The organism is Endozoicomonas sp. 2B-B (assembly GCF_053470045.1).
Genome location: NZ_JBLZMU010000001.1, coordinates 3,663,402 through 3,678,611 on the forward strand (window position 1 = coordinate 3,663,402; position 15,210 = coordinate 3,678,611).

14 protein-coding genes and 1 pseudogene are annotated in these 15,210 nt (G+C 45.7%); 4 read left to right on the top strand and 11 right to left on the bottom strand.

The genetic code is table 11. The annotated features are described in order from the left end of the window. The first annotated feature begins 25 nt into the window (after positions 1–25). Complete coding sequence (locus tag ACOMHB_RS13915) at positions 26–1,048, top strand: CsiV family protein (protein ID WP_422475136.1); 1,023 nt, start codon at positions 26–28, stop codon at positions 1,046–1,048. Between the two features lie 76 nt (positions 1,049–1,124). Here the strand turns inward: ACOMHB_RS13915 and ACOMHB_RS13920 are convergent, their stop codons facing one another. The 9 genes from ACOMHB_RS13920 to ACOMHB_RS13960 all read right to left on the bottom strand — a co-directional run bounded on the left by ACOMHB_RS13920 (position 1,125) and on the right by ACOMHB_RS13960 (position 8,477). After that, positions 1,125–1,556, bottom strand: a complete 432-nt coding sequence (locus ACOMHB_RS13920) for an ATP-binding protein (protein ID WP_448217058.1) — start codon at positions 1,554–1,556, stop codon at positions 1,125–1,127. Position 1,557: 1 nt separating this feature from the next. Beyond that, on the bottom strand, positions 1,558–1,890 hold the full coding sequence (locus ACOMHB_RS13925) for an STAS domain-containing protein (RefSeq protein ID WP_448217059.1): 333 nt from the start codon (positions 1,888–1,890) through the stop codon (positions 1,558–1,560). A gap of 16 nt (positions 1,891–1,906) precedes the next feature. After that, the gene (locus tag ACOMHB_RS13930) at positions 1,907–3,100 is read right to left on the bottom strand and encodes a PP2C family protein-serine/threonine phosphatase (RefSeq protein ID WP_422137962.1); all 1,194 of its coding nucleotides are present in this window, start codon (positions 3,098–3,100) and stop codon (positions 1,907–1,909) included. A gap of 35 nt (positions 3,101–3,135) precedes the next feature. Beyond that, entirely contained in the window at positions 3,136–4,215 is a 1,080-nt protein-coding gene (locus ACOMHB_RS13935; RefSeq protein WP_448217060.1) for a mechanosensitive ion channel family protein, read from the bottom strand. 142 nt (positions 4,216–4,357) lie between these two features. After that, entirely contained in the window at positions 4,358–5,485 is a 1,128-nt protein-coding gene (locus tag ACOMHB_RS13940; RefSeq protein WP_448217061.1) for a mechanosensitive ion channel family protein, read from the bottom strand. 96 nt (positions 5,486–5,581) lie between these two features. After that, entirely contained in the window at positions 5,582–6,628 is a 1,047-nt protein-coding gene (nagZ, locus tag ACOMHB_RS13945; protein WP_448217062.1) for a beta-N-acetylhexosaminidase, read from the bottom strand. Positions 6,629–6,667: 39 nt separating this feature from the next. Continuing rightward, entirely contained in the window at positions 6,668–7,150 is a 483-nt protein-coding gene (locus ACOMHB_RS13950) for a L,D-transpeptidase family protein (protein ID WP_448217063.1), read from the bottom strand. A gap of 66 nt (positions 7,151–7,216) precedes the next feature. Continuing rightward, positions 7,217–7,864 (bottom strand): TetR/AcrR family transcriptional regulator, encoded by a 648-nt coding sequence (locus ACOMHB_RS13955; protein WP_448217064.1) that lies wholly within the window; start codon positions 7,862–7,864, stop codon positions 7,217–7,219. A gap of 334 nt (positions 7,865–8,198) precedes the next feature. Further along, the gene (locus ACOMHB_RS13960; protein WP_448218641.1) at positions 8,199–8,477 is read right to left on the bottom strand and encodes a pepsin-like aspartyl protease; all 279 of its coding nucleotides are present in this window, start codon (positions 8,475–8,477) and stop codon (positions 8,199–8,201) included. 265 nt (positions 8,478–8,742) lie between these two features. On the opposite strand from ACOMHB_RS13960, the gene ACOMHB_RS13965 reads away from it, so the two are divergent. Together ACOMHB_RS13965 and ACOMHB_RS13970 are read left to right on the top strand one after the other, a co-directional pair. After that, the gene (locus tag ACOMHB_RS13965) at positions 8,743–9,081 is read left to right on the top strand and encodes a hypothetical protein (RefSeq protein ID WP_448217065.1); all 339 of its coding nucleotides are present in this window, start codon (positions 8,743–8,745) and stop codon (positions 9,079–9,081) included. Between the two features lie 151 nt (positions 9,082–9,232). Further along, positions 9,233–9,946 carry a transposase gene (locus ACOMHB_RS13970; protein WP_448217066.1) on the top strand — a complete coding sequence of 238 codons (714 nt, stop codon included), beginning with the start codon at positions 9,233–9,235 and terminating at the stop codon, positions 9,944–9,946. Positions 9,947–10,071: 125 nt separating this feature from the next. On the opposite strand, the gene ACOMHB_RS13975 is transcribed toward ACOMHB_RS13970, so the two are convergent. Next, on the bottom strand, positions 10,072–11,400 hold the full coding sequence (locus tag ACOMHB_RS13975) for a pepsin-like aspartyl protease (RefSeq protein WP_448217067.1): 1,329 nt from the start codon (positions 11,398–11,400) through the stop codon (positions 10,072–10,074). Positions 11,401–11,518: 118 nt separating this feature from the next. Beyond that, positions 11,519–12,959 (bottom strand): annotated as a pseudogene (locus ACOMHB_RS13980) (ISNCY family transposase). A gap of 468 nt (positions 12,960–13,427) precedes the next feature. On the opposite strand from ACOMHB_RS13980, the gene ACOMHB_RS13985 reads away from it, so the two are divergent. Next, positions 13,428–15,113, top strand: a complete 1,686-nt coding sequence (locus ACOMHB_RS13985; RefSeq protein WP_448217068.1) for a serpin family protein — start codon at positions 13,428–13,430, stop codon at positions 15,111–15,113. Positions 15,114–15,210: the final 97 nt, after the last annotated feature.

Genomic DNA, 15,210 nt, shown 5'->3' on the forward strand with positions numbered 1-15,210 from the left:
CCTCTAAAACTGTTTACGAAACGGCATGACCACACTTTTGAAGCCCACTGTTCAGATACCTCAGCACTGGCGCACCGCTGCACACCAGACTGAAGGTCAAAGAGTTTCAGGATTAAGCAGGGATTTTATGAAACGCCTTGAGCTGAAAAAAACGACTGTTAATCACAATGTCACCTTCGGCATGATTCAAAAAGCGATCGGTACCCTACTTCTGGGCACAGTCTCCATAACGGCCATTGCCAGTGAGGATACCCAGTGGTACCAGGCTGATATGATTGTATTTTTGAACGAGCAGAGTACGAGTGACAATGAGAAATGGCCTGGTATTACCGCTCACCCTCTTCCCGCTGACGCCATTAAGCTAAAATCCTACAACTCCGGGACAGACGCAAAAGGAACCTCTTCTGATCTCACTGACTTTCTGGATCGTCCTGACAAAAAGCCTGCAACAGATCTGGAGCGGGATGCCTTTGTGTCCCTGCCCTACCCATCACACTTGTTGCAAAGTGAAAGCAGTGCCCTGTCCAAAAATGGTGGCTACCGGATTCTCGATCAAAAAGCCTGGCTGATGCCGCTCAGGGAAGGCAAAAGTTCGAGGCCAATCAGGATAGGCAACTACAACACACAAAGTAAAAAACCCAGTATGTTGGAAGGTACCGTTACGATCAGCTCCAGTCGTTATCTGCATGTAAAAGTTAATCTCTGGTACAGCGAACTGGCATGGGAAGCACTGGCAAAAAACATGGAGAATGTTCAGCCGCACCCGGAGTCTCAAAAGAAACCAACCCTGGATAAAAATCTGCAACTGGTCAGGGCACCTGACGGTCAGCCCATGAAGATTTCCCGTAATTTTCATTTGCAGGAAAGTCGCAGAATCAAAAACAGTGATGAGGTTCAGTACCTGGACAGCCCGGTCATCGGTGTTCTGTTCAAACTGACGCCCTATAAAAAGCCGGATAAACCTTTGCTACCTGAAATGGAAGCTGACCAGGAAAAAAGCCCGGAGCCAGGGATACTACCCGGAATTGTCGATCAGGAAGGCAGCTGATTCGGAGTAATACCCATCGTGCTTTCTAACCCGAGACAAGGCGGCGTGGAAAGTTCGATTGGTATAAAAAGAGCTGTCAGTGGCGCAGCTCTTTTTTCATGATAAAGCTGTTCTTGTCCTGGTTTGACTCATAGGTCACCTGATCCATCAGCTTGTTCACAATGTGTAGACCACGGCCACTGCACAACCAGGCTTCAGGATGCTCAGGATCAACGACCATTTCAGTCGTATTCTGCATGACATCGTCCGGAATACTGTGTCCCCAGTCGCTAACAGAAATATTCATCATGGTCTTGTCCAGATTGATACACACTTCCACCGGATGGCCCGCTTCATTTTCGTAAGCATGCTCAATGGCATTGTTGACAATCTCTACCAGACAAAGCTCTAGCCGATTAATTTCAACAGGAGAGAGAGTGGTCATGGCACAGACACCCCTGACCGCCATAGCCACTAGCCTGGTATTGGATAACTGGCTGTCGATTTCCAGCTTCAGCACCTGTGACATGTCAGCTCCCTTTAACAGCCTCAGCCACTGAACCATGGAGTTTGAACAATTTATCCATGGACGTAAGATCAAACAGATCCTGCACCGCAGGTTGTGCAGAAGCCAGACTGAGTGACCCCTTACCCGACAATTTCTTAAGACCCGCTACCAGCACGCTCAAGCCTGTGCTGTCCATAAAACGCACTTCGGCAAGATCGACAATCAGCTCGGATTTGCCCTCTTCAATCAGATCAAACACATAGGTTTTAAACGCTTCGGCAACGGAAGCATCGAGACGGGACTCATCAATCCGGACCACTGTAATCTGGCCTTCCTCGTAGTGTTCAAACGCCATGCCATCCTCCTGGCTTTCAGGGTTTCCATTCCAGTAACAGGTAGGTCACATCGTCATCGAAACGGTCCAGCTCACTCCAGTCTCTGACATTTTTCTCTACCTGGTCAACAACTGATTTTAAATCGTCATCTAAAGTATCTTGCAGGCATTGCAGCAAACGGGCCTCACCAAACTGTTGACCTTCAGTGTTTTCGCATTCCGTCACTCCGTCAGAATAGAGAAACAGACGGTCACCCGGCTGAAACTGCAAAGTGCTGGAGATGTATTCCATGTCCGGCATCATACCGATGGGCACTCCTCCACCCATTACGGGCTCTACAAAGGCTTTATCACGATGAATCCATAAGGGTTGCGGATGACCCGCCTGTGATAATGTCACCTGACCTGTGCGACTATTGATAAGTCCATAGGCAATGGTGAAATAAAGCATCGACTCCGGTGTCAACTGAAACCGCCGGTTCAGTGAGGCCAGAACCTTTTCGGGCGCACGCACCTTATTGAATGGTTCATGATCCAATGTTTCCTTGACGATGGAGCCTCTGCCCGATGTTTCTGAGAGAATATTATTCAGAGTAAATGAAAAGAGCGCTGAGGGAATACCATGCCCGGCCACGTCCAGTTGATAGAACCCTAAGGTTTCACCATCAATAGCCTGATAACCAAACATGTCCCCGCCCAGTATTTTGCTGGGCTGGAAAAACCAGTCAAAAGAAACATGTTGTATGGTCGCCGGTTGAGCCAGCAAAACTTCCTGGGCTTTGGCCGCCGATTCAAGATCTTTTTCAACGGTCTGAATCGCTTCAACCAGGCGTGTATTCTGCAGCTCGAGCTGCCTCTCAAGTTCGATGATACGAATCCCTGCTTTCAGGCGGGCAGCCAATTCATCAAAATTAACCGGCTTGGCAAGAAAATCATCCGCCCCGTCATTCATGCCTTCAACAACTGCCTTATGATCTGCATTACCGGTGAGCAGGATAAAATAAATATAACGTCCAAGATCTGTTTTTCGGGTCTGCCTGAGCAGTTCCAGACCATCCATCTCAGGCATCATCCAATCGCTGATGATAATTCTGACATCCTGATGTTCCCGCAGAATCTCCAGAGCCTGTCTACCATTCTCGGCCTCGAGTACCTGGTGCCCCTGCTTTTTCAATACCACGGAGAGCATCAAACGCTGGTCACGAGCATCTTCAACGATAAGAATATTCATTTAGCCTATATCGGCCGGGCCTTATTTCATCTTAATCAGTGGCTATCATTATCGGGTGAGTTACCTGACTCTGGTTCAGCATTCGCTTTATGAATCACTTTCATCACCGGATAGGCGAACTCCGCTCCTGCTTTTTGCACTGCAGAAGCAATGATCAACATGATGCTTTCCTGGACCCTGACAAAGTCCACTCTGCCCTTGGGAATGACATGCACCCGGACCTGACACTCCAGTGATGAATCCCCATATTTTAGAAACCTTGCATAGTGGGGCTCCGAACAATCCAGCTCGGGATGCTGAAGAAATTCTGTCGTGATCTGATTCATGACGGCGGGGATCTTGTCCAGATCCTCGTAGCGAATACCAAAGTTTTCAACAACCCGGCGGTTACGCATTCTGGATGGATTTTCCAAAACGATACTGGTGAAGACCGAGTTCGGGACAAACACGGGTCTGCGATCAAAATTTCTTATCTGGGTCAAGCGCCAGCCAATATGTTCTACATGGCCTTCTATCTGTCGGTCCGGAGAACGAACCCAATCGCCTTCTTTAAAGGGTTTATCCAGCATTAACATCAAACCACCAAAGAAGTTGGCCAACCATTCCCTGGCAGCCATACCCACAATCAAGCCGCCTACGCCACCAAAAGTCAGCAGCGCGGAGAGCGAATAGCCCAACTTTTGCGCCAGAATCATCACCGCCAGAACAATCAGAACGATATGAAAAAACCGTGACAGGGTTCTGGCCAGGTCGAGATCTTTATCTTGAACGCCCGAGATCTCGGCAATGTTCGGTAACTGCCTGATGAGTCTCAGCAGAAGCCAGAGTGGAAGTAATACTGAGCAGACAGCTTCTGATGTGGCCAGCCAGTCATGGCCTTCTTCTTCTTCACTATGATCAACAAACCAGTGAGCGAGGTAAAAAAAACATAACAACCACGGAAGAAGCAACAACGGAGGACGAAAAGCTGAGGCCAGACAGGCTCTCACCGATTGATTCTCAGATTGAGCCCATCGACTGAGAAGGAAGTGGCTGAACCAGGAAACGATAACAGCAGCCACAATCGCTGTCATTAGATCGACATTATCCCCTTTAAGAAGACCCTCCCAAAACATTGCCTGCTCCTCGCACAAGAAAACCCCACGGTAAAGGGGATATCGGCCATCGCCTTCCCGGTTATATTCAGACCATTGAAATTATCCTCAAGGGATAAAAGCTGGACGAACATACTTTGATTTCAACACTAAAGGGTTGAAATCAATCTATCATAGCCGGTTCAGCCGTTTTTGCCGGTGTCTGCTTCAACTTGCCGAGCCATTCTTGCGGGACATCAAGCGTCCGGGTCGGGAAGGCAATATCAGCGTCATGAGAATGGATAATAGCCATTATCCTGACCAGGACATCCTGTTTGACCCTGAGGTACTCTGCCCAGTCTCTGGTACATGTAAAGCAATAGACTAAAATATCGAGGCTGGAGGGTCCAAAGGCATTGAGCGATACGAGAAGAGTCTTATCACTGGCGATTTCATCGTTGTCGTTCAGATACTGCCGTATTTCCTCGACGATCACCTCCACCTTCTGGCCATCCTGATACCTCAGGCCAACAGTTTCCTTGATCCTTCTATTTTCCATTCGCGATGGATTCTCAACAGAAATGCTGTTGAAAGTGGCGTTGGGAACGTAGAGTGGTCGCTTATCAAATGTCTTGATGCGGGTTTCTCTCCAGCCAATGTATTCCACAGTGCCTTCAATGTTTCTATCCGGCGAACGAATCCAGTCTCCAACCCGAAAGGGTTTATTCAGGTAAATCATCAGACCACCAAAGAAATTGGCCAGCATATCCTTAGCGGCAAAACCGACTGCCAAACCTCCCACACCACCAAATGCCAAAAGACCTGAGATACTGTAGCCAAGTGACTGTAATATAGTCAGAAAACAGATGATGATGACCACAATTCTGCTTAATCTGCCAATCGCTACTACGGTCGTTGGATCATTAGACTTATCGCCTGCCAGTTCAGGATTCAGGAAGTTTCGTTCCAGCTGACGAATGAAACGGATAATGCTCCAACCCACCAGGGTCAGGATAATGACATCCCTGAGATTATTCAGACCATCGATTAACTCAGAATCCGTAGCCTTGGCAACTACAGCAACAACCCAGCAGAAACCAATGACCCAGATCAACAGGATCAGAGGGGTTCTGAGTCCCCTGATAACGGCATCATTCCAGGGGGTAAGGGCTGCACGACCATCTCTGGAAAGATGAGCAAACACTCTGGACAAGATCAGATTGATAACGCCTGAAATCAACAGGACAATAACGGCCTGAATAACCCATTGAGGAATATCCAGTTCATGAAAAAAAGGGTGAGAAAGAGACATTATCAGACTTCCGGATAGGGAACACGGGACACTTAGCACTGAGAATGATTTCATTCCCACAGGATTGAAACCATTCTATTGTCGTTTTATGGCAGATCAGTTAAATCGTTCAGAAAGGTAATCCAGTCTGTCCTTGCAACTAAGATAGCGATCCATAGTCACCAGCTCTTCCAGAGCTCGACCGCCACGGGCCTGAAGAGATGAAAGATCAGGCGTTGAGAAAGAAGACCGTTCAAGCCAGGGCAAAACTTCCCGGACACCCTCCCTGCTGCTTAATAACAATAAATCACAACCCGCGTTCAAGGCTTTTTCGACCCGGACAGTGTAACTTCCGGCTGAAGCTGCACCCTCCATGGTCAGACAGTCGCTGATGACTAACCCATTAAAACCGATCTGTTCTCTAAGGATGTCTTGCAACCAGATTGATGAAAAACCACAAGGCTGATCATCTACTTCAGGAAAAACAATGTGTGCGGGCATAATCGCTTCCATGCCCTGCTCTATCAGAGCTTTGAATGGCACCATATCTTGCTGCTGGATGGCACTCAGCGAACGATTGTCCGTGGGCAGGGTCAGATGAGAATCTTCGTTAACACTGCCATGGCCGGGAAAATGTTTACCCACACAGGCCATTCCTGATTCACGGACACCACTGCACCATGCACCAGCCAGTTTAATCACGTTTTCTGGCTCACAGCCGAAGGCACGGTCGCCCACTATATCGGTCAGACCCAGGTTCAGATCCAAAACTGGAGCCAGACTCATGTCAAGGCCGCAGGAGAGTAATTCTTCTGCCATAAGCCAGCCACAATCCTCAACCAACTCCAGGGCTTTCTGGGGATCACAGTTGAAATAGCTGGCGTAACGCCCGGCAGGCGGCAAACGGGTAAAGTCGTTTCTGAAACGCTGAACCCTGCCACCTTCCTGATCCACCATCAAAATCAGGTTCTGTCTGATACTTCTTATGTCTCTGACCAGATCACAGAACTGTTTGCGATCGTGAAAATTCCGGGCAAAAAACAATACGCCGGCAACACCGGGATGCAGGAGTAATTCCCGCTCTTCAGGCTGGAGTGTCTGACCTTCAAGGTCGATTATCAGAACGCCATTATTTTTCGCATTGTTATGATCATGCCTATACATACTTTTCTTGCTCTCCTGACCCGTCTGCATGCGATAAAACTACTCTGGCAGAATATCAATAGTAGTTCCGGGATGAACCCGGTCAAATAAATCAATCATGTCATGACCATGCATCCTGATACAGCCTCTCGAACCCGGCTCACCCATCACAGCGGTATCGGGTGATCCGTGGATATAAATATACCGTCGCATGGTATCGACATTTCCCAGACGGTTGTAGCCGGGTTCAAGACCGCTTAACCAGAGAATTCTGCTTAAAATCCAGTCCCGACGTTCAGAGTATTGTTGTAATAGTTCGGGTGAATAGATCTCACCCGTGTATCGCCTTCCCACAAAAACCGCATGGAGAGGGAGGCCCTCACCGATTTTCGCACGAATAATATGACGCCCCAGTGGAGTCTGCCAGCTACCTTCCTGCTGCCCTGTTCCTTTACTGGCGGTGGATACAGAGTAACAAATCTTTTCTGCACCCTTTTGCAGCAGCTCCAGAGTCTGCGAGGCAATTCTAACATTAATGTGCACAGATGAATCTCGTATTGACTGGTTTCGCTTTGGCTCAGGCTCGAGAGCCAGCAACTCGAATAAAGATTATCGACCATTCTTATAGGTGGCATGAGCGCGCAGACCAGCTGCCATAAATGGCACCATTCTTCTCATAATGTTCTCAAGATTGTCATCAATGTCATAATCTCTCTGGGCAATGGAGAGAAGTGCATCGGCGCCAGATACGGAAAAGACAGCAGAGCCAAGACTGAAATAAGTACGCCAGAATTTATCGGCTATCGGAAGGTCAGGACAGGCCCTGAACAACAACTCAAAGTATCGGCTGAAGACGGTTCCATAAGTTTCCGTCAGATAACGCTTCAAATGCCCCTGGTTCTGTGTGAAAGCCAGCCCCATGAGTTTCATAAAAATAGAGATGTCATCGGGCCTTCTGGGTTTTACAGCAAGAATATGGTCAACAAGTATCTCAAGCACAGCCTCAAGATCAGGTGGCTCACTCTGATCGGACCACTCATCCAGAGTGGTATTCAGCCCTTTCATGAAGGGGTCCAGAAAACGGGCAAAAACCGCCTGTATCAGCGCTTTTTTGGAACCAAAGTGATAGTTCACTGCAGCCAGATTAACCCCTGCCTGTTTTGTAATGGTTCTTAAGGAAGTCTCTGAGAAGCCATGTTCAGCGAAGAGCAGTTCGGCTGAATCCAGAATTCTTTCGACAGTTGAAAGTTGTGCCATGGTACAAAGAATTTTATAAGTTTATTAAACGACTGTGTAGAACCTACGTATCTGGCCCTGAACTGTCAAGGCTGCTGCAGCTTGAATCGACTTCAAGTCAACACTTCAAGCCAATGCTCTGGGCGACCTTGCATACCTTTTATGCTTACCCTCTAGAACAGCCACCCTATGGTGGACCTAATGTCAAGAAAATAAATCAATAATTTAAGTCAAGTCCTGCATAGCAAGGAATACGGGAAAGCTCTTGCTTTGAGGGCATTCTGTTTGGGCTATCAACGGGACGGAGAAATATGTGGTAGGCATCACGGAAAGCCAGTCGACAATCATTTTTATTTTAGGGTCTATTTACCAATCGATTTATTCCTGATGGGGGTGGTGAATGTCGGTTTATACTACTGATAGTAATGTCGTCATAACCGATGTCAGCAGATACTTTGCCAATCATGTAAAATATTGTCATTTTATCGCTACTGTCTATGAACGAGCTGCTGCTTTGCGGAACAAAGTGTTTTTTGCCAGAGCAGTTAATAGAGCTGCATTTTGTACCGGGAACCCATACGTCACTCGAGCCGGTATCTAAAACGACTTTAAATATTTGATCATCAGATCCAATTTAATTACAGTGTAATAAATCTCATTACGACTATTTTGCGTTGATATCTTTCCTTTAGCCATCTCTGGCTCACGAATTTCCAAATAGAATCGCTCTTAGGGTAGACATTAAGCTCAAAAAAGATTCATTTCCAGCGGCAGAACTCACCTTGAACAGCCACAATAAAGCTTCGAAAAATTATCAGAGCTGAACAAAATGAGTACTGCAAATAGTAGACTGGTTGAAAAAACTGCTGACGTGCTTCGACCGGTCTGAACTCCTCAGCATGGCGGAGCAGCTTGGTTTTACTATACGACAGCGAGATATCCGCCCCTTGGACTTTATCCTTTCACTGATTGGTGCCCTTGCTGGTGATGGAAACTGCGATACTCAAGCCGATCTCCACCGAAAATTTAATGAGTTGACGGGGCTGAATGTCTCCTATCGTTCCTGGGCAAATCAAGCTAAAAAAGACGCGATGCCTGCTCTTGTCCTCTGGCTATGGCTGCAGTGTCTGGAAGTCTTTACCCGCAAAGTCATGGCGTTTGATGAGGACAGTCCATTTTCAGAGTTCGAGCACATTCTGATTCATGACGGCTCATCGCAGGCTGTCTACGATGCCTAAAGGAAACATTTCCCGGCAGGTTCTCAACGGTCAGTCCTGCTGCTGTCGAACTGCATACGACAATGGATCTTCTTACCAACAATCTGGTGCGCGTGCAGCTCACTGAAGATACCCTTCAGAAAGAGACTGTCTGCCACCACTGCCAACCTCCATGGCCAATATCCTGATGCTGATGGATGCCGGTTATTTTGAGTTGGAACGCTTTGCTGCCATTGATGATCGGGAGGGTTCTTTTATCTGCAAGGCACCTCAGAGTATCAACCCGAAGATACTTAGCGCAGTCCGGGAGGATGGCAAAAATCTCAATCGCTACAAAGGGCAAAAACTTAAGGAAGTGTTGTCTGGCTTCCCTAAAGATCAATGCCTCGACCTGGATGTAGAATGGCCGGGATTCAAGGCCTGGCCATATCGTTTAGTTGTCCGCTGGAATGACAGTAGACTGAAATGGGTATTCATTGTAACCAACCTCAACTGGGTTGAGTTCACCCTGAGTGAAGTACTTCAGGCTTATCGTCTACGATGGCAAATAGAGCTTATCTTCAAAGAGATCAAGTCTTATTCAGGGTGGCATCGTTTTAACACTAAATCAGCGACACTGGTGTTTAGCCTGATTCTGATGTCCTTCGTGATTGTGACCTTGAAAAGGTACCTTGCCCATGCTGCGCAGGCGAACCTCTACGAAAGTGGAGCCATTGAAGAAATCTCGACGCATAAGGCGATGAAAAGTGGAACCCGGCTGTTTGGTAATGTCATTTTATCCCTGATGAATGCAGGAAAGTCTCTGCTTTCACATACAAGGAAGCTGCTCAACTTCTGGACAGATAATGCGAAACGTGAACACCGTGCACGAGATGACTCTATGTAGATAAAAAAAACCTCCTTGATTTTAGACGGTCATTTGAGGTTCAGCTCGAACCAGATAATAAATTAATGGATTCATGACCATGATTTTCATTGGGTAATGTTTTTGTACGAAAACTATCTGATTAATCAGTATAATGCCTTGAGTGTTTTTGGTTCATTGAGCCTGTCATGTAACTTGGCAAAACCAATCCGATCATCTGTTTTATCGAAAACGGTGTAAAACGCTCTCATGAATGGATTTCCAAGGATCCAAGATTCATTATTAATTCCGGGCATTTCGTCAATTCCAGCATGACATTCAACCATTCCAAAGCAGTTTTGCTCTTTGACTACATAAATTTGTGGGGGAACCTCATAGATATGGCCACCAATGGAGACCTTCAGAGGTGGAAGTTGGCTGACGTTTGAGCAATCTGCTTTCACATCAAGAGATTCAAGAATGGATTCGACGTCTTTTTCTGGCCCATAAATATAAAGTGCCCCTGTATCAATATGGGCTTTGCATTGTCTTTCTTGACAGCTTAGGAGAATATTTTTTGCTCCGACTGAGATGCCGTCAAAAGAAATATCGTAATAAGGATGTTCACCATCGATAGCTATCAGGGAGTGCCAGTATATAGGCCCCTGATAATAGAAAGGGTCGGGCTCACCGATAATCATAACACTACCGCCCTTGTTGGTTTTTTGGGACAGGTAGAACGAAAAGACAGCTTTATCGATCAAACCCTGTTTTAGGGCATTGTCTAACCATGATGGGATGATACTATTGCTCTTAAAACCCAAGCCTAAAACGCCATCGAACGGATGGTCCTCGATATCATCTGAAATAACGTCGGCTACAGCAAATCCCTGAGATACTACCTTTATGCCACCGAGAGTAATATCATCATAACCGAAGATACCAGATATTTTACCTCTGGCGTAACTTAGGTTCAGTCTGTGGCTAGTGCGTACAAACGAGCTGCTGCTTTGTGGATCAAAACGTTTTTTGTCAGAGCAGCTGTTTGAATCACATGTTGTACCAGGAACCCAGATATAACTTGATCCGGTATCTAAAAGAACTTTAAATACCTGATCGTCAGATCCAATTTTTATCTCGCCGTAATACTGCGTATTACCGAAGTTGTGTAGTAATGTCTTTCCTTTAGCCATTTCTGGTCCATAAATTTTCAAATAAAGTCGCTTACCGGGAAGGTCACCCATATTGCTGCTGGTTACTGGAATGCGGTTAAAAACAGGAAGATCTGCAAAAACCGCTGAATCAGATAGAGAAAAAATACATATAAAAATATTTTTTAAAAAGAGGTTGTTCATAACAATTACCTTTTCAGACTCTATGTAGTGCCTGCCCGAAAACCCACAAATAATCCGATTCAGCAGGCAGCAGGCAGCAGGCAGCAGGCAGCAGGCAGCAGGCAGCAGCAAAAATTTTAGGTTAAAATTCAGCCTACTCATCTGTGGGTGCTACTTTTTGGTTTATTTCTGTTCATTTTGTGAACAACTTTCCGATTTTTGAGCACAGGGCAACCTCACCCAAAGGTGAACCTGGTTGCCAACAGGCCCGTTTCTCTTTTCAGGCCGCTTTTTTACTTGTCTGGGCTGCCTGCTTTTGTAGCAAGGTACCCAATCGATACAGATTCGTACCCAGAACTGCCAGAGACACATAACGACGGAAGCTATCAATGCCAGTATCCGGGCATCAGTCCAGCCCATGCTGTTCGAGGGCATCAATATCAGATTCTACAGCGGAGTGCTTCCTTTTTGCCCTGATAAACTCCGGGTGTCGCTCACGAAACCTGTCCTGTTCTGACCATTTGCCCTTTTTGGGCAACACTGTCCGGTCGAGTAATTCTTCCAGTTTTTCAAGATTTTCTTTTGAGCAGAAACCCTGGTCATAACGGACTTGTGATACCTGGGGAAATCGCTGTTTGGCACCTTCCGCAATAGTTACAGTCACTTGGTCGCCCCTCTGTTTATCCATGACCAGATGATGCAGGTTAAAGCCAAACTGATCCTGCAATACGTAGACTCTGAGGCCAAGTTCCACAGCGGTGCCAGCCTTACCTTTGCTGATCCATTCAGTATGACATTCGAATAAAGAAAAAACCTTCTCATTATGAGGGATGCTTTCATGATTCAATACACGACGGACAATCAGCTGACACTGGTAGTCTGAATCTTTTACCCAACGTTCCAGTTCTTTTAACCGCAAGTCCCCTGGCGTACGTGCTCTCAGGAGCTTTAAGGTGACTTCTGCCTTGCTAATAAGCTTCTGACTGCAGGCATCATAGTCGGCATGGGCAGCTTCAATATCATTCCGCCGGACATCCCGAAGCGCCTCGTTGGCCGAGGTGGATCGTTTCAGGTTGCGGGCTTTGTGAAATCGCTTCTTATGCTGCTCCTGCAAATAGCGGCTCTGTCGCCACAGGCTTTCATGCTGCTCCGAAAACAAAGTGGTTGCCCACTCTATCAACTTGCAAATAGCATCTCTGAGCAGGTTGATATCCGTCGGAAAGTGAACATTGGTTTTTACGACGATCGAGTCAGCGCGGGCGCGTAACCTCTCTTCTTTTTTTTACCAATTCACGGCCAGCATTGACGACGACCTGATTGATCTGGTCCAGAATTTCCGGTGTGAACAATGAGATGTTATCTTGCAGGGTTTGCAGTTTGTACTGGTGTTCACAGTAAGACCCATGGCCTGGAATCTTTCGGTGAGTTCCATGCTCGTTAGCCAGCTCAAGAAGCCGGTCGTAGTCGCAGTTAATGACCAGCCGCAAGGCGCCAAAAACCAACACCCTCCAGGGATCCATTCCGGGACGCCCGTTACCTTGGTCGGCAGCTATCATACCCTCAAGCACGTGAAAAACCTGATTCCTCAACTCGATATTTGTCCAGATATATTGCAATGCCAAGAGCAAGCGGGGAATGTCATCCCTTGACCTGAGATTGAATGTAATGGCAGAGATATCAACCTCGCCAAGCTGTATTTGTGGATTAATGGTCTGGCGCATAAGTTCGGGAACGTCCTGTTGTGGAAAACCTTCGTTCCTTAAATTAGGCTATAAGCCGCTATTTTAAAGTATTTGAGGGTTTTCGGACGGGCACTAATTAAGTGGCTAAAATAACCTCTGGACAATCATAAACAAAGAGCCAAACCCGGTTTTTAATTACCTCCGGATATTTTTATTAACAAAAGCCTGAAAGCAAACCAGACTCCATAATTTGGACAAATAGATAAGTTAATTTTTTATGGCAGAACTTCGGAAAGAGAAACATCTACCACGATAACGAGCCTCTATTGCAGGAAACAAAGTGTTATCGTAACTAACTAACCGGTCAGTGATTTCTGAGAAAAGAAATAATTAAATATCAAGTACCAGGGCAATACTGTAACCCGGGATTTATGGCTATTTGCTCAGCATGGAAGCAGTGAGTTTATTCTCACTAATTAATTTTTATCAAGAAAGGGAGAGTAGACTATGCAACCTATCAGACAATCAACCGAACCAATGCAATGGCAGACATCAAAACCGCCAGTTAACTCCCTGGAGGTCTCCGAAAAGGCTTCTAATATTGTTACAAAACTGATCAGAAAGCTGTCACTCAAAATCCTGCCTAAGGCCGTCAATGACGACAAAAGCAAGGTAGTGTCTGCTACCAGCCTGGCTCCGGTTCTGGGCATGCTTCTGGCGAGTATGGATGATAAAGAAAGGAAGGCATTGATTCTGGACATCCCCGTAGATACCTTAACTGATGACCTGGAGAATGCAATCCATAAAAAACTCGGTGAAGCCAGCGTAAAACACGCTTATAGTAAGGATCCTGATCAGAAACAGGCAGTCTCTTGCGCTGGCTTTATGGCTACTGAAGATGCCTCCAGGGATGAGCAGCTTGATCAGAGGCTGTCTGAATGTTATCAAACTGAAAAGCTCGACTGTCATGACAGCTCCGTAGCACGCGTCGCAGGAAGTTACATTAATGAGAAAACCAATGAAAAAATTAAAAACTTGTTTGATTGTTATCCTGAAACTGAGCGGGATAACATTAAAGCGGCCATTGGTAGCGTGATACAATTCGATTGTAACTGGGAGAAAGCATTTTCTCCAAATGATACAGTCCCGGGCAATTTTCTTTGCGCAGATGGAACTCATATTAATGACGTAAAGATGATGCAGATGTGGGAAAATTGCCACTATTCCTATAACAGAACATTTGGCGCCATAGCCAAAAATTTCCGATCTGTGAATGGAGAAAACCTTAGATTTGTTGCGATATCACCCCGCGAAGAAAGTGCAACAGCAATTAACTACCTTAGTTCCAAAATAATCACTGATCTGATTAGCGATACAAGACATAATAAAGCGATATTTAATATAACGCTACCTAAAATAAACGTAGTAGAAAGTTGTGATATTCAATTACTCGAGATAATTTGCGAGACATTTGGAACCGACGTAATAGTCGCACAAGACTTAGCAAAATTAGGCAAACCGGAAAATAGTAATCTGAGTATTCTTCTGAAGACTGTACTATCCATTAATGAAGAAGGTGCTCAGAAAAAGCTTTTGAGTGATGAAAAAATTTCTGTAAGGTGCTTACCCAAAGTAGGTAGCTTTGACTTTGTTTGCCCTGGTTACATTGCCATTGTAGACGAAAATGAAAATCGGTTGGTTGAGTTGATCATTAAGGATGGTCGTTTTTTTGAATTTGCTCCGGCCGAGACCATTTCTTCTGAAAGTTTGAGCACTGATGACTGTAAAGCTGAAAGCAAAAGAGCTAAAATCGAAACCAATACAAATGGTAGGAAAAAGCTTGCTTCCAAAAAACGCGGAAAAAGCGGTGAAGCTACTATTGACTCTATAATAGAGCACTTATCTGAGAAAACAAAAATCAAAAGTATTGATGCGAGTCCTCTAATACGTCATAGCTTTGATCCGAATGGGGAGTTTAATATCGAAAGTGCCTATTCAGGTAGATCTGATTTATCTATCAAAACTCGTACCAAGGAAGACGCTATTAAAATCAAAGATAAAATATCAGAATGGCTGGATTACAAACATGAATGTTTTGTTAAAGTTATCGAGATCTCTGATGGCTCTCATGTAGAAGTTTCATTTGACGCATGGGATGCACTGTTTAAGAAGTTAAAATCTACACATTCATAAATAAAGTGCCAAATCCGGAGATTAACCATCTCCGGTTTTTTTTAACAAAAGCTTAGCCTGTAGTTGCCCCCACAGGTTAAACAAACGGACAATTAAA